At 41.4% G+C, this 22,150-nt stretch carries 13 protein-coding genes; 8 read left to right on the top strand and 5 right to left on the bottom strand.

Annotation, left to right across the window (positions count from 1 at the left end; genetic code table 11):
- The first annotated feature begins 116 nt into the window (after positions 1–116).
- Both IQ276_RS01180 and IQ276_RS01175 read left to right on the top strand, forming a co-directional pair.
- Positions 117–3,119, top strand: coding sequence for a valine--tRNA ligase (locus IQ276_RS01180; protein ID WP_235115336.1), 3,003 nt, complete (start codon positions 117–119; stop codon positions 3,117–3,119).
- A gap of 229 nt (positions 3,120–3,348) precedes the next feature.
- Positions 3,349–3,783, top strand: a complete 435-nt coding sequence (locus tag IQ276_RS01175) for an HmpF-related protein (protein WP_193918829.1) — start codon at positions 3,349–3,351, stop codon at positions 3,781–3,783.
- 394 nt (positions 3,784–4,177) lie between these two features.
- On the opposite strand, the gene IQ276_RS01170 is transcribed toward IQ276_RS01175, so the two are convergent.
- Both IQ276_RS01170 and IQ276_RS01165 read right to left on the bottom strand, forming a co-directional pair.
- Positions 4,178–4,753, bottom strand: coding sequence for a DUF4019 domain-containing protein (locus IQ276_RS01170; RefSeq protein ID WP_193921414.1), 576 nt, complete (start codon positions 4,751–4,753; stop codon positions 4,178–4,180).
- A 166-nt stretch (positions 4,754–4,919) separates the two neighbouring features.
- Entirely contained in the window at positions 4,920–5,795 is an 876-nt protein-coding gene (locus IQ276_RS01165) for an aspartoacylase (RefSeq protein WP_193921416.1), read from the bottom strand.
- A 481-nt stretch (positions 5,796–6,276) separates the two neighbouring features.
- Between IQ276_RS01165 and IQ276_RS01160 the strand changes: the two genes are divergently transcribed.
- The gene (locus IQ276_RS01160) at positions 6,277–7,197 is read left to right on the top strand and encodes a LysR family transcriptional regulator (protein ID WP_193921412.1); all 921 of its coding nucleotides are present in this window, start codon (positions 6,277–6,279) and stop codon (positions 7,195–7,197) included.
- Between the two features lie 54 nt (positions 7,198–7,251).
- Here IQ276_RS01160 and IQ276_RS01155 read toward each other — a convergent pair whose 3' ends face one another.
- The 3 genes from IQ276_RS01155 to IQ276_RS01145 all read right to left on the bottom strand — a co-directional run bounded on the left by IQ276_RS01155 (position 7,252) and on the right by IQ276_RS01145 (position 10,141).
- The gene (locus IQ276_RS01155; RefSeq protein WP_193921411.1) at positions 7,252–7,440 is read right to left on the bottom strand and encodes a hypothetical protein; all 189 of its coding nucleotides are present in this window, start codon (positions 7,438–7,440) and stop codon (positions 7,252–7,254) included.
- Positions 7,441–7,584: 144 nt separating this feature from the next.
- Positions 7,585–8,103, bottom strand: coding sequence for a type II toxin-antitoxin system VapC family toxin (locus IQ276_RS01150; RefSeq protein WP_193921410.1), 519 nt, complete (start codon positions 8,101–8,103; stop codon positions 7,585–7,587).
- Positions 8,104–8,152: 49 nt separating this feature from the next.
- Complete coding sequence (locus IQ276_RS01145) at positions 8,153–10,141, bottom strand: ABC1 kinase family protein (protein ID WP_193921409.1); 1,989 nt, start codon at positions 10,139–10,141, stop codon at positions 8,153–8,155.
- 330 nt (positions 10,142–10,471) lie between these two features.
- Between IQ276_RS01145 and recN the strand changes: the two genes are divergently transcribed.
- From recN to IQ276_RS01120, 5 genes are all read left to right on the top strand, one after another.
- The gene (gene recN / locus IQ276_RS01140; protein ID WP_235115335.1) at positions 10,472–12,220 is read left to right on the top strand and encodes a DNA repair protein RecN; all 1,749 of its coding nucleotides are present in this window, start codon (positions 10,472–10,474) and stop codon (positions 12,218–12,220) included.
- Between the two features lie 467 nt (positions 12,221–12,687).
- Positions 12,688–13,923 carry a hypothetical protein gene (locus tag IQ276_RS01135; protein ID WP_193922053.1) on the top strand — a complete coding sequence of 412 codons (1,236 nt, stop codon included), beginning with the start codon at positions 12,688–12,690 and terminating at the stop codon, positions 13,921–13,923.
- A 240-nt stretch (positions 13,924–14,163) separates the two neighbouring features.
- A complete protein-coding gene (locus IQ276_RS01130) occupies positions 14,164–18,870 on the top strand; it encodes a GAF domain-containing protein (RefSeq protein WP_235116303.1) in 4,707 nt (1,568 codons plus the stop codon).
- A gap of 294 nt (positions 18,871–19,164) precedes the next feature.
- On the top strand, positions 19,165–19,821 hold the full coding sequence (locus IQ276_RS01125) for a hypothetical protein (RefSeq protein WP_193921077.1): 657 nt from the start codon (positions 19,165–19,167) through the stop codon (positions 19,819–19,821).
- Positions 19,822–19,929: 108 nt separating this feature from the next.
- Positions 19,930–22,128, top strand: a complete 2,199-nt coding sequence (locus IQ276_RS01120; RefSeq protein ID WP_193921078.1) for an OmpA family protein — start codon at positions 19,930–19,932, stop codon at positions 22,126–22,128.
- Positions 22,129–22,150 lie beyond the last annotated feature (22 nt).

Raw genomic sequence — 22,150 nt, 5'->3', positions numbered from 1 at the left:
ACCTTCCTCCTCTTCCTTTGCGTACTTTGCGCCCTTTGCGGTTCGTTTCCATCAAACCCTCTCTCCAACCCTGTGGCAAAATTTATTAGAGTCCTTCCATAGTTAGTTTGCCCCGCATGACCGCAACTATTCTCAATCTCCCCAGTCTCTACGAACCCTTTTCCACTGAAGCCAAGTGGCAAAAATTCTGGGAAGATAACCAAGTTTACAAAGCTGACCCCAACAAAAACGGTGAACCCTACTGCATCGTCATTCCCCCGCCTAATGTCACCGGCAGTTTGCACATGGGTCACGCTTTTGAAAGTGCCCTGATTGATACCCTCGTCCGCTACCACCGAATGCAGGGACGTAACACCCTGTGGTTACCCGGAACTGACCACGCCAGCATTGCTGTCCATACTATGCTGGAAAAGCAACTCAAGACTGAGGGTAAGACTCGCTATGAATTGGGGCGCGAACAATTCTTAGAACGCGCTTGGCAATGGAAGGCGGAGTCTGAAGGAACGATTGTTAATCAATTGCGACGCTTGGGTGTTTCGGCAGACTGGTCACGAGAAAGGTTTACCCTGGATGAGGGTTTATCCAAAGCTGTTGTTGAGGCATTTACTCGCCTTTACGAGGAAGGCTTAATTTATCGTGGTGAATATCTAGTTAACTGGTGTCCCGCTTCCCAGTCGGCTGTGTCTGACGTGGAGGTGGAAAATCAAGAGGTTAATGGCAATCTCTGGCACTTCCGCTATCCGCTGACAGATGGTTCTGGTTTTGTGGAAGTGGCGACGACTCGACCAGAAACGATGCTCGGCGATACAGCAGTGGCAGTTAATCCCAATGACGATCGCTACAAACATCTCATTGGCAAAACTCTCACTCTGCCCATTCTACAACGAGAAATTCCCATCATTGGCGATGAATTCGTTGACCCCACTTTCGGCACAGGCTGTGTGAAGGTGACTCCCGCCCATGACCTCAACGATTTTGACATGGGTAAACGTCACAATCTGCCGTTAATCAACATTATGAATAAAGACGGCACCCTCAACGCCAATGCTGGGGAGTTTCAAGGACAAGACCGCTTTGTTGCTCGAAAAAATGTGGTTTCTCGCCTAGAAGCAGATGGCGTTTTGGTGAAGATTGAGGATTATAAACATACCGTTCCCTACAGCGATCGCGGTAAAGTACCCATTGAACCCCTACTTTCAACTCAGTGGTTTGTCAAAATTCGCCCCCTGGCTGACAAAACTCTCGAATTCCTCGACCAGCAAAACTCGCCGGAGTTTGTCCCCCAACGCTGGACTAAGGTTTATCGTGATTGGCTAGTCAAACTCAAAGATTGGTGTATCTCTCGTCAATTGTGGTGGGGGCACCAAATCCCCGCTTGGTACGCTGTCAGTGAAACCGATGGGCAAGTTACGGATAACACGCCCTTTGTGGTGGCGAAATCGGAAGCAGAAGCTTGGGAGAAAGCTAAAGCGCAATTTGGCGAAAATGTCAAGTTAGAACAAGACGCGGATGTGTTAGATACTTGGTTTTCTTCTGGACTCTGGCCATTTTCAACTTTGGGTTGGCCGGAACAAACTCAGGATTTAACGACTTACTACCCTACCACTACTTTGGTGACAGGCTTTGACATCATCTTCTTCTGGGTAGCCAGAATGACAATGATGGGTGGGCATTTTACTGGGAAAATGCCTTTCCAAACCGTTTACATCCACGGCTTAGTGCTGGATGAAAAAGGTCAGAAGATGTCAAAGACCAAAGGTAATGGGATTGACCCGCTGTTATTAATTGACAAATATGGTACTGATGCCCTGCGCTATACCCTAATTAGGGAAGTGGCGGGGGCGGGACAAGATATCCGCTTGGAGTACGATCGCAAAAAGGATGAATCACCATCTGTAGAAGCGTCCCGCAACTTTGCAAACAAGTTGTGGAATGCAGCGCGGTTTGTGATGATGAACTTGGATGCATTGGTGACTGGGAAAGACTCTTCCCAATCCCCAATCCCTAATCCCCAATCCCTAGAATTGAGCGATCGCTGGATTCTTTCCCGTTATAATCAAGTTGTCAAACAAACTAGCAATTACATTGATAATTACGGACTAGGGGAAGCAGCAAAGGGATTGTACGAGTTCATTTGGGGTGATTTCTGCGATCAATATATTGAATTGGTGAAATCTCGCCTCCAGCCAGATGCAGATCCCGCATCCCGAAGAGTAGCGCAACAAACCCTCGCCTACGTACTGGAAGGGATTTTAAAACTACTTCATCCCTTTATGCCTCATATTACTGAGGAAATTTGGCAATCTCTCACCCAACAACCAACAGATTCCCCCCAAACTCTAGCTTTACAACTCTATCCCCAGGTAGATGCAAATCTGATAGATTTAGCTTTAGAAGAAGAGTTTGAATTGCTAATTGATACTATCCGCACAATTCGGAACTTGCGTGCTGAAGCTGATGTCAAACCAGGGGTGAAGGTGACAGCTAATTTACAAACTGAAAGTGAAAAAGAAAGACAAATCCTCACCGCTGGACAGGTTTACATTAAAGATTTGGCGAAGGTTGAGACTTTAATTATTACTGATAAGCAAAAAAGCCAAACTGTTGCTGCTCAAAAACCTCAGAACGGCTTGAAAATAATTGGCTTAACTATTTTGGCGATTGTCTTTGCTAGATTAGGCTTAGCTGTGGGGGATGCGATTTATAAAACTGCCATCATCGGAAGTTTCTTTGAAATGGTTGGTTTTCTTTACACAGCTTGGTTTCTTAGCCAAAATTTACTGACTTCTGAAGCTAGACAAAAGCTATGGAGACAGTTTTTCCAAGGGACAGAATCACAACAGGCACAAGACGCGGAAAATGCGATTGCTGGTGTGATAGGTACAATACAAGTACTAATTCCCCTCAGTGGCGTAGTCGATATTGAGGTTGTGCGTGCCAAACTAGAGAAAAGCCTCACCAAAGTCGAAGCGGAAATTCAATCTTTGAATGCCAGATTAAACAATCCGAATTTTGTCGATAAAGCTAGACCAGACGTGGTTCAAGGAGCGAGAGATGCCTTAGCAGAAGCCGAAAAACAAGCAGAAATTCTGCGGGAACGCCTGCGTGGTTTAGGATAACTGTAATGCTGTAATGCTGTAATGGGTAATGGGAGAGTGATTAATTCGCAATAACCTATTACCCACCTGCAAATAAGCTGTTCCAGATTTTTTGAAAGTACAACTTATGTAGCTAAATTGAATTCTTTTGACTTTTGAATTGCTTATCAATGTTTACGTTTATTTTTTGATTAAAAATAATTTTTTAAATTTTGAATTTTGAATTTTTAATTGAAGCGGAGTAACTCTCATGCTATACCTAGCCCAGGTGCGTAAAAACGATTTTTTAGACCAGCACCAGTTACGCTTATTAGCGCGTCAGGAAGCTGATAATTTGTGGGCGATAATTCCAGAAGAGGCTTTAATTCTACTGGGAAAGGGAAATTCCATGAGTGAGAACTTGCTTGTTTTAGTCGAACTTTCCCCCACAGGCAACATTGAAAGAGTAGAAGAAGCCACCGATTGGGTACTGCATTTAGTACAAACTTACCTCACCACGGGCATTACACCAGAATTCTTGCAGCACGAAGCCGAACGAGCAGAACATTGGCGACAATCCTTAACATTGCAAAACCAAGACTTAGCCCGGCGTTCTCTGGAATTGGAAGCTAGACGCGAACAAATTCAAGCTTTAGAAGAAAGCCTCAAACGTGATAAGAATGGTTATCACAAAGATGAGGAATAAGAGGCTAAAAATGATTTTTTCATACTCATGTGTGCCCATTAACAGAAATCTCATATAGCAATCCGATTTGATTTCTGAATGACTCGTAGAGGTAAGGGACTGGGGATTGGGGACTGGGGACTGGGAAGGAGGAATAAAGGTGTACTGAGTTTTGTTCAAAAATCAAATATGAGTCCTATATAGCAATACTATATGATTTGTGAAAATTTGCGTTGTCCAACTCCCCGACTTCTCAAAGAAGTCGGATATCTAACTTTTCACGAATGATTTAGAACTGCTATACCATTTATTTGTGAGGGTGCGCCGAATTTTCTTTACTTCTTATTTGTTTCTTTCTTTGCGTCCTTTGCGGTTCGTTCCTTGTATATAGGCGCATCTTCATACAGAATTGGTATTAAAACGAAACGCTATTACTTACGTGAGGGTTAATTTGCAATTCGGGATTACTTACTTGAGGGTTGATTTCAAATTTTACAAGTTCTGGTTTATCATCCTTGATCAACCAAATAAAAGTTTCACGAACAGATGATTTAGAAAATACTGTTATGTAGCGAAGGAGAATGTAATTTTCAGAGTCCTTGTCAGTAGGTTGTCCCCACCAATCAGTTATTTGAGCCGAGTTGACAGTTCCAATTTCCTGTTTTAATTTTGCACAAATACTGACCATTTCTGACTGACTGAGACTTTTCTTAAACAACTCGTTTGCTTGGTCATAAATATCTTGACATTTACCTTGTTCTAGTTGGGTATGAAATTTTTGCACAGATGACTCAGCGATTTTCTTGCTATACTCCAAATCAGTGAAGTAGTTATTGATAATTTGTTGGCGATCGATTGGATTTCGACCTAACACAAAACTAAACCCACCAACGCGCATTAAAACTCCTCCGCCAAAGAAGATTGAGCCAATAAAGGTCAAGATAACCAAACTGCCTAAACAACCAAGACAACCAGATGCTTTCTCAGACATAATTACTCCGTAAAATCAATCATTGAATTTTAGATTTTAAATTTTGGATTTTGGATTGAAGATTGATAATCCCAAAATTAAAAAATTCTTTTCTGACAGCGTTTGTTAGAGTTGCCACCGAATTTATTTGCGGAATAAATCTCAAATCCAAAATTATTTCAACGTTTTAAACTATTACCTGCTGCGGTTGAGTTATGCACATAGCAATTCCCTTTTCGTAGTAAGCCGCTTCGTTAATAAAAACTGGATAGATTGTTGAAGTTCCTTCATAGACGATCGCTTCTCCTGCAAATGTTAAAAATATTGGTTCGCCAGGACTCAGTGCTTGATAGTCTTGAAACTGAATTTTCGGATGAATCATCGCTTGAATTTCACCAGATTCATTTCTGGGATAATCAATTGTTCCACTATGCCGATAACAGGTGAGTTGATTATCAAATAATGGAATTTCTCCCCGATTGTACAACTCGAAATAATTCAAAATATTACCAATTAACGCTTCAGTTTCCTCAAAGCGCTCGGCTTGCAAAATCCCTTGAGCTATTGCTCCCACCTCAATCGTGCAGCCTAATTCACAAATTGAAGGTAAACTAGAAGATTCTTGCGATTTCGGTAGAATATAAACCTTGACTAATGGATTTAGGCTCTGAAGATAGGTAACTAATTGCAGGTTGAAAGGATGCTCATGGGTAATTACAGTTAAGCCCATATTTGCAGTAGTGCTATGGATATCTACAATCACATCAACTGGAGTTTTGCCATTTGCACCAAATAAATTATTGATTTCTCTAGCTCGAATATCTTCGTAACTAGAACGCGTCAAATCTTGCAGATCTACTTGTCGAAAACAACGATTAAGGTCTTTATCAATATATCGACGCACTGCTGCAAATGCTTTAGGATTTGCCAGCAAAGTTACAGTTTCAAAGTTCTCACGATGCACAAGATTGGGATGCTGTTCCAGTTTTTTGATGATATAGGCACCAGTGAACTCATTCCCATGAGTTCCGCCGACAAGTAAAACTCGTTGAATTGGAGGTATTTGATTTGTAATCAAGTTTTTATCTCCTAATGATTTATGGAATTAATCTTAGGAGGTTAGAAGGTATAGCTCAATTATCAAAATACGTATTGTAGTATATCTAAATAGATATGATAATAGTAGTAGCGTGACAAGGCTAAAATGGTGCAATAAATTTTCTTGTGGGGCGGGCGACACGAGAGCCAATTGGGACGGGCGAGACGCCCATCCCACAAGAGTAAAGCTAATGCACTATTTTAGTCTTACCACACCAGTAGTGCGTTGGGCTGCGTTCTAATGCACCCTTATTTATCTCCTGATTGTCAGCGGCATTTAAAAGGATGTGCGATCGCCAATAGAATAGTCAGAAAAATAATTGTAGGTTAAATTTAGCGTCTGCAAACCCAAAAAGCATAAAACTTTTGTCGGTCAATCACTATAACTAAATTAGTATATCTGTTATTGTAATATACTTAATTAAGTATATTACATTTGGTATACTATGAATCTGGAACGTCTAGAACGTTTTGTTTTTTTAGCTACACTCAAGAATGACGCTGGACAAAAAGATATCAATATCAGTCGAGCCGCAGAACAGCTGCATATTCCTCAGCCATACCTCAGCAAGCAAATTAAACAACTAGAAGAAGAATTAGGCATAGAACTGTTTTTACGTAAACCTCGCTTGGAACTCACACCATACGGCAAGGTTTTTCTCCAAGAAGCACAACACCTCCTCGAACAAGTCGAGCGAATTCAGATATCTGCAAAACAAGCAAGTCAGGGGGAGATTGGACGGTTAATTATCGGTATTAGCACTTCAATTTCTAACAGCTTGCTGCCAAATATCCTGCGCGTTTTTCGTCAGAAATACCCGTATGTAGATTTAGTATTACAAGAACTTTTGTTTGAAGATAGTCGCCAGAGACTTCAAGACCGCACACTAGATGTGGATTTTGAAAATTTGTTTAATCTCCAAGATGTAGACGATCGCCATTTTCTCACTTACGAAGTTGTCAACCAAGAGCCTTTGGTAATGGTACTTCCCAAGGAACATCCCCTAAGCCATTACCCACAAGTTCAACTTCAAGACTTTAAGGCTGAACCATTCGTACTTCCTTGCTATGAGAAAGTACCAGCATTACACACACTCATTCGCACGGCTTGTTTGTCAGCAGGATTTCAACCCAAGGTGGTACAGGAAGCCGCATGGATGACAACTATTCTGGGGTTGGTTGCAGGTGAAATTGGCGTGACACTGCTACCTGCTAATGTCATGAATCTTCAACGTACAGCTGTTGTTTATCGAAAAATCCAAGGACAATTGCCTATATTTAAAATGGCGATCGCTTGGCGGCGAGATAATGAATCGAAAGTCTTATCTAACTTCCTCAACGTAGTTAGAGAAGTTTCCCGCAAATAATCTGATGTTTACAGTGAAGGTCAACGGCGGCAGATAACCCTTGGATATCAACTACTATTTTTGTTCCGTCCGCTGAACCACATTGTTAGACGGCCGCCCAGAAGTTAGGGTGACAAACTGCTTTCCACTTTGCGCCTGTTTTCTTTGCCAATCTTTACAGATCGCCCTTATGTCATAGTTGAAGGTTTTTGCGTGTTCTTCTCGAATTCGATGGAGTTCTTCTAAAATTTCATCCTGCCACATAGTTTACTCTCCCATCAACTCATAAGGGGAGCAACGCGATTTTGTGAGATGGGTAAGCAGGGGAGGCAGGGGAGGCAGGGGGAGAGAAAGAAATTAAGTGTATTTATTATATATTTAGTAGCAAAAAATACTGAGATTTTCTCTTTACTCCCCCTGCTCCCCCTGCTCTTTTGACGATGATCTCACTTTTTCGCGTTGCTCCCACTCATAAGGTGTACAAATTATTGGCAGCGTGTATCCAAAATCAGAGCAAATTTCCAGCAGTTTTCTTTGGATCTGAGCATTTGCAATGTGCTTACAATTCCAGGTTGGCAGGTAATTGAGACCGTTGACTGTAGCCAGCGCAATATGAACCGCATCATCAGAAGCTTTGGGGGGAAGGTTGCTACGCATCATGAATTGTGCTGCCAAATCCTCTACCGCTTCTGTTACTTCAAGTAATGGCAAACCATGCACAGCCCTAAGCCGCACAGCAGCTATTTCTGCATCGCCCTGTGCAGCTTCACTCAAAACGACCTGTGAGATATACAGAGTAAATGCACTTCGACGCAATTCCCACCAATCCCTTGTCACTTCAATGTTGCCAGCAAGGATCAGATTTTTGGTTGATCTAGCTGTCAGGTATTCTAAGATACTGGTTTCGATGTAAACGGTTTCACTCATGCTGGACTGCAATACTCGTAGCTTTTTGCGATCGCTTCGTTAACAAAACTTACGACGCCAACAATTCCCGAATTATCCTGGCTAAAGCCTTTTGCGTGAAGCGGCTGGCCACTTGTTGACCTAAACGCTGTACACCTGGATTTACCAATAACTGAGCAATTTGAGGCGCAAGTTGCATTGGGTCAAAGCCTCGTGTTTCTCGGAGAATATTTAAAATTCGTTTGATATGCTCCAAAGTTTGTTGTTGTTCAACTGTCGCAGCTGGAGTTTCATTAACTGCTGTCAACCCTACCCGCTCTCTTAGTAAATAGGTAAAGTTATGCAAAACATTTTTACCTAAAGCATCAAGTCCATTAACAGATTCATCCACCAACTTGTCACGAATGAAAGCGCCGCGTTCAGATGATAGAAATTCTATCCCCTGATTCAGCACTAAATTAAAGTCGTAATCTTGACTGTTACGTGCATTTTTTAACAAGTTTTCTAAGCGATTCCAGCGAAATCTGCCATCTTTAAATAACAAATCTTGCAATGATGCTCTTAATTGTGGTGCTGGGTCTGTTAAGAGGCGTTTAGAAACGTAAGGATAAGCTTCGCTGAGAACTTTAAAATTCGGATCTATAAATATTGCAATACCTTCCAACGTCACCAACGAGCGAATAATTAAGGCGTAATAGGCTGGTACACGGAAAGGATATTCATACATCAAAGCCGATAATTCATCGGTGATGCTTTTAATGTTGAGTTCAGCAACAGTGGCTCCTTGGGCATCAGCAAATACTCTGGCAAAAGCTGGAATAATCGGTGTTAAATCTGTTTCTGGTGATAAGAATTCTAATTTAACGTAGTCTTTTGCTAAGCCTTCAAAGTCGCGGTTAACGACATGAACGATCGCTTCAATTAAACCATAGCGCTGGGGTGGTTTAATCTCGCTCATCATGCCAAAGTCGAGATAAGCTAATTTACCATCGGTTGTTGCTAACAAATTACCAGGGTGGGGATCGGCGTGGAAAAATCCGTGTTCTAGTAGCTGGCGTAGAGAACATTGCACACCCACTTCAATCAAATAACGAGCATCTATACCTTGGGCGCGAATTTCTTCTGTCTGGGTTAATTTGGTGCCGTTAATCCACTCCATCGTCAACACACGACGATTGGTATATTCCCAGTAAATTTTCGGTACGTAGATGTCTTGGATATGACCATATAACTCGAAAAAACGTTCGGCATTTTCGCCTTCATGGATGTAATCCATTTCTTCAAAAATGCGATCGCCTAATTCATCGAGAATCCCAACTAAGTCACTTCGTACCCGTTTGACCTTTTTCTGTACCCAAGCGGCGAGGTTACGCAAGATATACAAATCAATCGTAATCCGCTCTCTTAAGTCTGGACGCTGGACTTTAATGGCTACTTCTTCACCAGTTTTCAGCTTACCTTTATAGACTTGCCCCAAGGAAGCCGCAGCAATTGGGTGGGGCGAGAGTTCGGCGTAAACATCTTGAGGAGGTGCGCCTAATTCTTCTTGAATAAACTGGTAAGCAATTTCGTTGGGAAAAGGTGGTAATTGGTCTTGTAGCCTAGTTAATTCTTCCAGATATACGGGAGGAACCAAATCCGGTCTAGTGGACAAAGCTTGGCCAATTTTGATGTAAGCAGGCCCTAGTCGCGTTAGTAATTCTCGTAGCTGAACAGCTCGGCGGCGGTCATTTTTGACGACAATTCCCCGTTTGCTATCAGACCACATCCCAAACGCTAAGGAGAGTGTTGGTCTCAATACTGCGAAAATCCGCCCCAGAACTTGCAGCTGTTTATTTTGGTAATGCGCCGCGATCTCGACAGGATCGTAAAGCGTCTCAGGTTTGACTGTTTTAGTATCCCTTCTGGCTGCTAAAAGTCTTGGTGATTGCACTACCAAGTCTTGTGTACCAAATTCTTGCACTACATCAGTAATATGCAGTTCGCCTTGGCTATTGTTGCCGTTGCGACTGTCCTCCTGAATCGATCCGGAATTAGGGGGAAGTGTCTTAACAATCATGGAAAAGGCCACCGCTGAGAATGAGCATGTTAAGTATTGTAACAATATGTTGAGGAATTGGGCATCGGGCATGGGGATGAGGGAGCAGGGGAGGCAGGGGGAGAAATAACCAATGCCCAATGCCCCATACCCCAGTCTTCATTCCTTTGCTACACTAATATGGGCGTATTAATTTAATGGTAGTAGGTATTGCTGCTTTTCTCGGTGCTGAGTTAAAAGTGCTAAGTCTTAAACTCAAGACATGCGGGCTTACTAACTAACTCCGAAATTTTCTTCCGACTCACAACTCAGCATTTTACACTCAGCACTATGGAAGGAGAATTTGGCTAGATGTTGCTTTGCTTGCGAATTGAAAACTTTGCCCTTATTGACCAACTGGAATTGGAGTTTGGCGCGGGACTCAATGTGTTGACGGGTGAAACCGGCGCTGGAAAATCGATTATTTTAGATGCTATTGATGCCGCTTTGGGCGGTAAAGTCTCTAGTCGAGTGATTCGTACAGGGACAAATCGGGCGATGGTAGAAGCTACTTTCACTTCCAACCCGCCTTTAGCTGCTTGGTTGACGGAACAGGAAATCGATTTGCTGGATGAAAACTCCGTAGTCATTAGCCGAGAAATCACCGCCACAGCTAGTAATGTCCGCAGTCGATCGCGGGTGAATGGTGTGTTGGTAAATCGGCAGATTATGGGAGGACTGCGCGATCGCTTGGTGGAAATCACAGCCCAAGGCCAAACTGTACAAGTGGGACAATCTGCCCAAGTCCGGGACTGGTTGGATTTATATGGCGGTGACTCATTGATGCACCAACGCCAAAAGGTCGCTAGTAGCTTTAGTGCTTACCAACAAGCCCATCTAGCACTAGAAAAACGCCGGACATCAGAACGGGAACGTTTACAACAACTCGATTTGCTCACCTATCAAGTGCAAGAATTGGGGGCAGCCAATCTGTGCGAACCAAATGAATTGGAACAGTTGGCACAAGAACGCGAACGCCTGAATCATGTGGTTGATTTGCAACAAATGAGCTACAAAATTTATCAGGCTTTGTATCAAAATGACGATGAAACTCCCGCCGCCGCAGATTTATTGGGAGACAGCGAAGCAACATTAAATGACATGGTGGAATACGACACGCAACTGCAACCTTTGTTGGAATTAGTCAGGGATGCCCAAGCTGCGGTTATGGAAGTGGGAAGGCAGATTAATGCCTATGGCGACGGTTTGGAAGCCGATCCTCAGCGGTTGGAAGAAGTGGAAGAACGGGTTCGGGAATTAAAGCAAATTTGCCGCAAGTATGGGCCGACATTAACAGAAGCGATCGCTTACTACCAACGTATCCAAGGCGAATTAGCCCAACTTAACGACAGCGAACAATCTATTGAAAGTCTAGAACAGCAAGAAAACGCGTGTTTTGAGAAACTCACCCAAGTAAGTAATCAATTAACTCAGCTGCGTAGTAAGGCGGCTGCTAATTTAGAATCACGTTTGATATCTGAACTCAAACCTTTAGCGATGGAAAAGGTGAAGTTTCAAGTTGAAATTTTGCCGACTTCCCCAACTGCTATGGGAGCAGATAAAATTACCTTTATGTTTAGTCCCAACCCCGGAGAACCACTGCAACCTTTAACAGAAATTGCCTCTGGCGGGGAAATGAGCCGTTTTTTACTGGCATTAAAAGCTTGTTTTTCTCAAGTTGATGTCGCTGGGACAATGGTATTTGATGAAATTGATGTGGGGGTTTCCGGAAGAGTCGCCCAAGCGATCGCCGAAAAATTACACCAACTCAGTCAACGCAACCAAGTATTGTGTGTTACCCACCAACCTTTAGTTGCAGCAATGGCAGACCGTCATTTTCGGGTGGATAAGCAAACTATTAATCAAGGTAAAGGTAAAAAAGTTAACAATGGTAACGTAGAACAACGTACTGTTGTGCGAGTTACTGCCTTAGATAATTTAACTACTCGCCGGGAAGAACTAGCCCAGTTAGCTGGTGGAAAATCAGCAAGTGACGCGATCGCTTTTGCCGAATCTTTGTTATTGCAAGCCGCTAACCACCGTCGTGGGGAACAGACTTGATGGAATTTTAGATTTTAGATTTGGGATTTTGGATTGAAATAAGACCTGCCTTGAAAATAGGGACTGGGGACTGGGGACTGGGGACTAGGAAAGAGATATTTTCATTCCTTCCTTGTGCTCGCTTAGCGTGCGCTTTGCGCTCACTATGTTCATGGAGTCTCTTGCAAAAGCCCCTAACACCCCACCCCTTAATCCCCTCCCCTTGGTAAGGGGAGGGGAGACAAAGCGTAGCTTTGGCGGGGTGGGGTTCTTTTATTATGGGTAATTTGGCGGACATGATATTACCGCTACTTTCATTATCCTTTGCGTAAGTCCTGGTTGAAAAAAATCCGTAGACTTATCATGTGAAAATCGCTGTAATCAGCATATATTGTGGGCATCATAATCCAAGCAGAATACGCAAACTAGCTACCAAAAAGTTCCTTGGCAGCTAGTTTTTCATTCATATACAACTACAGTATCGGCTGATGGCAGATAGTTTTAAACGTTATCTCTTTATTTATCGATATAGTTCCTACACTAAGTTTATTTTGGGATACTTACAGATTCAATTAGGAGTCATCTTAAGCGTAAGTATTTGGACATTCTCAGAAGTTAACTTACAAGCTGCCCAACTATATGAAAACACGAAATCTTCTCTATTAAATACAACTCAGTATGATTTAAAACTCTCAAAACCTCTCCCCTCTCGATTTTTAATGGCGGCACCTGAAAACTTCAATCCAGATTTGCGAGTACCGCCACCGCCACCCAAACCACCAGAGAATTCTAATCCACCAAAAACTTCCACAGAACCAGCAAAACCAAGTGCAGTTTTAGAAAGTATTAATACTGACTATCGCTATGACACAGACAACTTTGGGCAAACTAATTTATTCATCGAACCAACACTTCAGTTTCGATTGAGAAATGGCAATAAAATATTTGTCAAGACAGGTTTTAATTTCTTTGAACAACGCGGTGTTGAATCAGTTAGCAATTTTCCTTTGCAAGTTGGATGGGAAGGAAAAATTGGGCAAGTGACGCTGAAAACAGCGGCTGGAGTTGATGTTTTCGATCGGTTACCCACAGCTATCAATCTCAATGCTAAGGTAGACGTTCCAATTTTGCCAGCGCGAGTTTCGCCATCAGGCCAATTGCGATCGCTATTAGTAGTATCAGGTAATTTAGAACAAGGGCCTTATAAATCCAATGCCCGAACTTTAGAAAACGAAATTACTAGTTGGCGATTTGGGCCTGATTTATACTGGCAAATTGACCGAAACACTAGCTTGTTTTCTTCTTTGCGTTTGGGTAACTACAACGATGGTAATTCTGAGGTGCAGACTTTTAGTAGGCTAGAGCGGAAATTTGGACAATTTTCTTTAGCAGCTAACTTATTTACTTGGAGTTACGATCGCGATTTAGAACGCACAAGTGGCTATTTTTCACCACCAGATTTCTTAGTTTATAACGCTGAGGTGGCTTGGGAAGGAGATATTGCTAAATTCTTGCGCTGTCGCCTAGCTGCTAACTTAGGACGACAGCGACTTAAAGGTGAATTCGATAATGCCAATACCTATCAAACACGCTGTACGGTAAAGCTATCACCCAATATTGAAGCAGACTTGGGCTATAGCTTTAGTAATGTTCGCAATCAAGATACAGGAGAAAGCGCTTACGGCGGTAACTCTTTAACAGGACAGTTGCGTGTCAAATTTTAATGAAGAATTCAGAAGTCAGAATTCAGAAGTCAGAAGTCAGAAATCAGAATAAATATAAAATCAAGCGTGCTATGGATTTTTGATTTTTTGATCTTCTTCAAATTATAAAACTTGACTATCAAAGTCTTTTAACTCCCAACTCCCAACTTCTAACTTCTAACTTTTAACTCCTAACTCCCAACTTCTAACTCCTAACTCCTAACTCCTGAATTCTGAATTCTGAATTCTGACTCCTAAATGATGAAAGCACCATTACCTGAGAACGAAACACAGCGAATTGAGTCTCTTTTGCAGTATAAGATTCTCGATACTCCTTCGGAAGCTGCTTTTGACGACTTGACTCGTCTAGCTTCATATATTTGTGGAACTCCCATTGCATTAATCAGTTTAGTTGATAGCGATCGCCAGTGGTTCAAGTCAAAAGTTGGTATAGATGCCCTAGAAACACCCAGAGATGTGGCATTCTGCGCCCATGCGATTCTGCAACCGGAAGTTTTTGTTGTGCCTGATGCCACAGCAGACGAAAGGTTTGCCACAAATCCAGTAGTTACCTCCGATCCTCATGTGCGCTTTTATGCTGGTGTACCGTTGACTAATCCTGAAGGATATGCATTAGGAACACTTTGTGTTGTTGACAATGTACCCAGAAAGCTCTCTCCAGAACAAGTTGAAGCATTACGAATGCTAGGCCGCCAGGTCATCAAGCAACTAGAAATGCGGCGCACCTTAGCAAGTTTGGTTTTGGCGAGTGATACACGCAAACAAGCACAGAAGGCACGCAAACAATTTTTAACAAGAATTGCCCAAGGATTTGGGTTGGCGTTGGCTATTTTAGTCCTGATTGGCACGCTTTCATATCAAAGTACAGAAGTGTTGATTAATACGAGTAAAAATTTGCTCAACACTCAAATGACAATCAACAGTTTGCAAGAACTGTTATCTAATATCAAGGATGCTGAAACGGGACAACGTGGATATATACTCACTGGAAACGATGCGTATTTAGAACCATATCGAACAGCGCTTATTAAAGTTGCTCCAGAAATTCAGCAATTAAGAAAATTAACAGCAGACGCTCCTCAGCAATTGAGTCAAATCGACACTCTTGAACCTCTGATAGTAGTAAAACTGAATGAACTTAAAAAGACTATCGAGTTGCGCCAAAATCAAGGATTAGATGCTGCATTAAAGGTCATCAAAACAGATAGCGGAAATAATTTCATGAGTGATATTCGCAATATCATTCGTGAGATGGAAAACGAGGAAAAACAACAGCTTCAACAGCATTTAAAAATAACTAAAACCAGTGTCAGCAATACGATTTTCATGCAGGCGATCGCCATTTGCTTAAGTTTCCTGATTCTGGCTATAGTCTACTACTTTATTTATCGTGAGGTGAGAGAGCGTAAATTCACAGAAGAGACACTGAACAAAGAACGCAATTTTATCTCAGCAGTTCTGGATACAGCCAGCGCTTTGGTAATAGTTCTGGACGCACAAGGGCAAATTGTTCGCTTCAATCAAGCTTGTGAGCAAACAACTGGTTACTCATTTGATGAAGTCAGAGGCAGGCATTTCTGGAACCTGTTTCTACTTCCGGAACAGGTAGAGCCAGTGAAAGCAGTTTTTCAACAACTGCAAAATGGTGAAGGCTCAAAAAAATATGAAAACTATTGGATTGTCAAAGATGGTAGTCGGCGGCTAATTGCCTGGACTAACACTATTTTGCAAGACTATGAGGGTCGCGTTGAATACATTGTTGCCACAGGTATTGATATCACCGATGTCTACGAGGAGCTTCGCTTACGCAAACGAGCCGAACAGCATCTGAAAGCACAATATGCTACAACCCGCGTCTTGGCAGAGTCTACCACCATTAACGAAGCCATGCAGCAAATCCTGCAAGGAATCTGCCAGAGTTTGGGATGGGATTTGAGTGAAATTTGGATGGTGGATCGGGAAGTTAATATACTGATTTTTTTAGATATTTGGTATAAAACATCATTAGAAATGCAGGAATTTGAAATACTCAGTCGGCAGACCACTTTTGCGCCAGGAATTGGGCTACCTGGTCGTGTTTGGGCTAGTGCTGAACCTGTTTGGATTGCTGATGTCGCTAAAGATCGCGATTTTGGGCGCTGGAATATCGCTGCCAAAGCTGGACTACATGGAGCTTTTGGTTTTCCGATTCGTGGGGGTAAAAAAATCCTTGGTGTGATTACTTGCTTTAGCCATGAAATCCAGCAACCTGACTCAGATTTGGCAAAAGTTATGAATTCCATTGGTGAGCAAGTCGGACAGTTTATTGAGCGCAAACAAGCAGAAGAAGAACTCCAACGCCAAAACTTGCGATCGCAATTATTTACGGAAATCACCCTGAAGATTCGCCAGTCTTTGCAAATTAAAGAAATTCTCCAAATCGCTGTTACGGAGGTGCAAAAAATTCTCCATAGCGATCGAGTCTTAATTTATCAGCCTTTGTTAGATGGATCTGCAACCACCATCGTTGAAGCAGTAGTTTCTGGCTGGCTGACAATCAAAGAAAAAAAGCTCACCGATGCTTACTTTCGAGCAGAATATCTACAACAGTATTATCTACAGCAGTATCGTCAAAAACGCAATTTGGCGTTTGTAGATTTGGATCTAGGTGAAGCCCAAAAAAATCACATAGAATTACTCCAACAATTTGGAGTCAAGTCTAATTTAGTTGTGCCGATTCTTGTTAAGGAAGAACTCTGCGGTTTACTGATTGTTCATCAGTGCGGTAGTTCTCGGCAATGGTCTAGTTTTGAAACTCATCTTTTGCGGCAAATAGCCGATCAAGTAGGTATCGCCTTAGCCCAAGCTCAAATGTTACATGCAGAAACTCAACAGCGACGAGAACTCGAAGTTGCCCGTCACGAAGCTGAATTAGCTTCTAAAACCAAAAGCGCTTTTTTAGCTAACATGAGTCACGAAATCCGTACCCCCATGAATGCTGTGTTGGGGATGACGGGTTTAATGTTAGAAACTCCCCTGAATTCAGAGCAACGGGATTTTATCGAAACAATTCGTATTAGTGGAGATGCTCTATTAAGCCTAATCAACGAAATTTTGGATTTATCCAAACTTGAAGCTGGGGAGATGGTATTAGAAACTCTAGATTTTGACTTATCCACCTGTGTGGAAGAGGTGTTGGAATTATTGGCACCCCCAGCGCATAACAAAGGATTAGAAATTGCCGCCTTAATTTATCCCAACGTCCCCACCCATCTGCAAGGCGATGCTGGTCGTTTGCGGCAAATTCTGATGAATTTAATCAGCAATGGTATCAAATTCACCAGCAGTGGAGAGGTAATAGTACGAGTAGAATTGCGATCGCAAACTTCTACTACAGCCACCATCAATTTTGCCATCACAGACACCGGTCTTGGCATTAACTCTGAAGACCAATGCAAACTCTTTACGCCATTTACCCAAGTAGACGCTTCCACCACCCGCAAGTATGGCGGCACAGGTTTGGGATTAGCCATCTGCAAACAATTGGTGAGCTTGATGGGAGGAGAAATCGGCGTCGAAAGTTTGCTGGGAAAAGGATCTAAATTTTGGTTTGAAATAACTTTTCCCAAGCAACTTCACCCTGTTTCCTCAATACACGATCGCGCATTTCTGACTAATCGGCGCTTGTTAGTAGTTGATGATAACGCTACTAATCGCAAAATCATTCAGTATCAAGCTACCCGTTGGGGGATGCTAGTAGATCAAGCTGCTTCCGCTACTATTGCCCTGAAAGCTATTCAACAAGCTGCCAAGTACCAAAATTTTTATGACATTGCAGTGATTGACATGCAGATGCCAGAAATGGATGGCATGACTCTGGGAGAGGAAATTAAGAAGAATTCAGCGATCGCCCAGTTACCTTTGATTATGCTCACCTCTACTAATCAACGCGATGAAATCCAACGAGCGCTAAAAATCGGATTTGCAGCTTATTTGGTTAAACCTGTCAAGCCATCACGACTCCTCGATGCGATCGTGGCCATTTTAGAAACGCAAGAAGAGGACGCTCTGACGCTCTTACGCGGTGACACGGAGAATCTATCTTGTACATTCCCCGCGTCCCCGTGTCCCCCCGTCCCCGCGTCCTCCTGTCTCCCCATCCCCGCGTCCCCTTCCCAGATTTTTAACTTTCCTAAATTAAGAATTCTCCTAGCAGAGGATAATTTGGTGAATCAGAAAGTAGCCTTGAAGCAACTCCAAAGTCTCGGCTACGGTGCTGATGTTGCCGGTAATGGCCAAGAAGTTTTGCAGCTATTAGAAAAAATTCCCTACGATTTAATTTTGATGGACTGCCAAATGCCAGTTCTTGATGGATTAGAAACTACAAAAGAAATTCTTCGTTGGCAAGAAAACTGCTTTGTAAATGGTCGTCGTCCTGTGGTAATTGCAATGACAGCTAATGCCATGAAAGAAGACCAACAAATGTGTCTAGATGCAGGTATGAATGACTATTTGAGCAAACCAGTAATGAAGGAAAAATTAGCGGCAGTTCTAGACCGTTGGGCAATGCTGATATTGCCAAAACAAACTTTTGTCTGTGAACTGAATATTTCTACAACAAATGTCGGTTTAGTTGAGCTACCAATTGATTGGGAACGCTTGCACCAACTCTCAGAAAATAACCCAGAATTTGAAATAGAACTACTAGAAATATTTGTTGAAGATACTCAACCTCGTCTAGACATAATTAAAATGGCGATCGCTGCTCAAGACTTTGAGCAAATAGCGCGAGAAGCCCATCAAATTAAAGGTGCTAGTGCAAATATGGGAATTACAACTATGCATTTGGCAGCAGAAAACCTAGAACAACTAGCTCGCAACCAAGAGCGTCGAGGCACTAATCAATTTATCTTAGAATTAGAAGATTTTGTTAAACGCATCCAAGAATTTTTAGTAATTAGTCATTAGTCATTAGTCATTAGTCATTAGTCATTGGTCATTATACTTCTTGTAAAAGTCCTTCTTTGCCTTTTTTTATCTGCGCCTCTGTATGAGAAAAAAAATATTTATGCAAGAGACTCCATGAGTTGCACTTACAAGCAGCAATGAAAATTTATTTTCCTTACTCCCCACTCCCTATTTTCAAGGCAGGTCTATTAGTCATTTGTAAAGGACAAATAACAAATGAAAAATGACAAATTATAGTTAACAAATGGGAATACTAAATTTAGTGTCCTAACAGTAGGTTCTGAGGTTTTCCTGATGAATCAAATCAGTAGAGATGATGTACGAGAACGGCTAGGTAATATCGATCAGATCCGCGATATCATTTTTGGCACTCAGCTAAGAGACTATGAAAATAGATTTAGTAAGCTAGAGTCAGATATCTCTTTATTGCAACAACAAACGCGATCGCATGTTGAACAACTCAAGTCTAACTTTTCGGCTGAACTCAAAGCAGGATTTGATGCGGTAGAAAAAAAACTGAAATCACTAAACATCACAACTCAAGAAGAAACTCTTGACTTACGGCAACAAGTCGATCGACTCAATAAAAAGTTCTCTAGTAGCGTTCAATCTCTTGATGACGCGTTAGATAGCCAAACTACCTCAATTCGAGATGAAATCTTTCAAACTAAAGCCCAATTACAAGATGATGTTACCGCTTTACGGGATCTAATTTTAGAAGAAATAGATCGCCGTTTTTCACAGTTGACAAACACCAAAGTTTCTAAAGACGATATGGCTGAAACTTTGTTTGCCTTAGGAATGCGCCTGAAAGAAACTGAATTCATTCCTCAGCTGCGAGAAGCAGCTGAGGAACGCAGCAAGGATTATACTGCTGTACCACTTTTAGAAACTGCAAAGTTATCAAAAGTGTTAACTCAGTCCAACAGTACAGCAGAATTACATTCTTAATCAAGGCAGAAGATGAGGGGGATGAGGGAGAGAAGAGGACAAAGAGAATAACTCCTAACTCCTCACTCCTAACTCCCCACTCCCCACTCCCCACTCAGATTTATTGATATGACTCAGGTGGAAAATTCAATTTCTCAATTTGTTGATTTAAAACAAGAAGAAGCTGCACAGCTTGATAATTTAGTGCATTTGCTCGTCGAACTCAAAATTATCGAATCACCTGAGCAATCTTTTTCTTCATTACCATTAGAAACTAATAATAGCTATGAATTTCTGACAGAAGAAATTGAATTCTTGCAACTTTCTCCAGTTCCATTGGAAGTATGTGAAGCTTATTTAGAGTCTACTTTTAATTCTCTTTCCCATGTACCCAGTTCAGCAAAATCTGCTGAGGAAGAGTTAGAAAAATCTGTTGAAATATTCGTACCTTTTGATGAAATTCCAGACAATTCAGAGGATGCATTACAAAAATTACGACAAATCCTGGTTGGACATGAGTTAGCGTTATTAAATAATTTTATCAATAAAATCGAAGAAAAAATCATAAAATTAGAACATCAAATTTATGAACCAAAAGAGTTAATCAATCTAATTTTACCATCATTTTCTGAACTTTTGAAGCTGAAAATTGCTGATTCAAAAGAGGAAATTATAGAGATAATTGCTCCTATTATCGATCGCACGATTCGTAGTCGTACTGAACAAGATAGAACTAGTATGAGTGAGGCGATCGCACCTGCTATTCCTTTAGCAATTTCCCAACAAATTATTGTTGCTCCAGAAGAAGTTTCCGATGCGATCGCTCCAGCAATGGGACGAGCAATTAAAAAGCAAATTGAAATTGAACAAAACATTGTTGTGGATGCACTCTACCCAATTATTGGTAGTACCATCGCCAAATATATGGCAGAGACAATCCGTGCCATTAACCGACAAGTCGAAGAAACCCTCAGTGTTGAAGGAATTAAACGCAAAATTCGTGCCAAATTACAGGGAGTTTCTGAAGCAGAATTAATCCTTAAAGAAGCTCTGCCATTTACAATTCAAGCAATTTTCTTGATTCATAAAACCTCTGGTTTAATTATCTCAAATATTCAGCGTTCTGACGCACAGCAACTTGAAGCTGAAATGATAGCAGGAATGCTAACGGCAATTCGTAGCTTTGCCAATGATTGCATCAATCAATCTGGAAGTATAACCGAGTTAGACGCAATTGAATACGGTACATCAAAAATAATTTTAGAAGTTGCAGGCTACTGTTATTTAGCTTTTGTTATTCAAGGAGAACCAAGCAAAAATTTTATTTATAAAATGCGTCATACCTTCAGCCAAATAATTAAAAAACATGGCAATTTAATTGAAAATTTTGACGGCGATTTAGAGACAATTCCTAGTGAAGTGCATACACTTCTAGAAGAACTCAAAGAAACAGAGATTCAGCATAAAAATAAAAAAAATAGCTTTTCGCCGTTATTAATATTCAGCTTAACATTTATTAGCAGTATTTTGATTCCTTGGGGATTTTGGCAATACCATAGTGGAGTCATACGTTCCCTTGAAAATCAAACCTTGCTAGCTCTAACTTCTACTCCCGAATTAGCCGTATATCGGTTAACAGTGCAGGTAGAACACAATAAATTAAAATTAACTGGACGACTACCGAATCAACTTCTTCGTCAAAAAGCCGAACAAATTGTCAAACTAACCTCTCCTAATTGGTTGATTGACAATCAAATTTTGTTAGTTGAAGTACCAGCAGATCCTGTATTAGCTGCTGCTGAAATTAAACGAGTCACAGGAGTTTTAAATCAAACAGAAGGTATAGCTATTTCTAGTCAATACGTTGCTGGAAAAGTATCTGTCGAAGGTACTGTTAACCGGATTGCAGATGCTCAAACTATTACTCATGCATTTGAGCAAATTCCAGGTGTGAAATTTGTGTCTAGCGCAGTGCGAGTAGAACCTTTGCAGATTGAAGTGCGATTTTACTTTCAACCAGACTCAGCAAATCTAATGAAAGCTGATTTAGAACAAAAGGTTAAACAGGTCAAATTTTTTCTGAATCAGCACCCAAATCAGCATTTAAAAATCATTGGTTATAGTTATGACCATAGTAGTAAAAACACATCTCAAAAATTGGGACTTATGCGAGCAAAAGCTGTACAACAAGCATTGATTAAATTAGGTATTGAACCATCTCGTTTACAGGTTATTAGTAGAACAAATTTACCACCAGGAATTGATGTAACTCATCCCTTATGGTTGAGTAGGTGTGTTGTTCTAGAACCGATAAACAAGCAATTTTAAGTTTAAAGCAACTGTGATTAAT

The sequence above is a fragment of the Desmonostoc muscorum LEGE 12446 genome (genome assembly GCF_015207005.2).
Classification (GTDB): Bacteria; Cyanobacteriota; Cyanobacteriia; order Cyanobacteriales; family Nostocaceae; genus Nostoc; species Nostoc muscorum.
Note: the sequence above shows the minus strand (reverse complement) of the source record. Positions and strands in the feature narration are given on the sequence as shown.